The 602-nt window shown below is 38.7% G+C and carries 1 rRNA gene; it reads right to left on the reverse strand.

Annotated elements, in window-relative coordinates:
* Positions 1-488: 488 nt before the first annotated feature.
* Positions 489-600: ribosomal RNA gene (gene rrf, locus GO495_RS31905) — 5S ribosomal RNA — on the reverse strand.
* Positions 601-602 lie beyond the last annotated feature (2 nt).

A 602-nucleotide genomic window follows, 5' to 3' on the forward strand; every position in this document is an offset into this window, starting at 1 on the left:
CATTGTAAAGAAGTTTTGATACTGACTTCGTAATTTCTCTCGAAATTAGACGTCATGTTTATCTAATGTTTTCGCTTAACATTACCTGTGTTTTATATGCTGTTGTTTCCAATCTTTCAAAGAACTTTACATCAAACCTAATGTCCAATGTTTGCCGATGTCCCGGATCCGATCCGTGCGACTCCTAAAGTCTACATCATTATTCTATTAAATTAAAAGAGCTTTTTGTCTGTTTCCGTTTCGCGTCGTTTGCGTTGGGGTTGCAAAGGTAATCATTTCTACCTTTCTACCAAATCTTTTTTGAAGATTTATTCGATTTACTTTTCTGTTAGTGACTTGCCTATAACCTGGTTATAAGTGATGTCTTTGTAACATACTTTGCTCATCTTCAGACGACAGTATTGGGAAAGAACTTGTAATAATTATGTGGTATGTTAACCAGTGAAGATAAAAAAAGTCCCGACAGTCGCCGGGACTCTTTTCAATAAATATGGCAGCTACCTACTCTCCCGCATGATTGTGCAGTACCATCGGCCATGAGGGGCTTAACTTCTCTGTTCGGAATGGGAAGAGGTGAACACCCTCGGCAAAACCACCATAAG

Origin of the sequence: Chitinophaga oryziterrae, assembly GCF_009758125.1 — a bacterium.
Classification (GTDB): Bacteria; Bacteroidota; Bacteroidia; order Chitinophagales; family Chitinophagaceae; genus Chitinophaga; species Chitinophaga oryziterrae.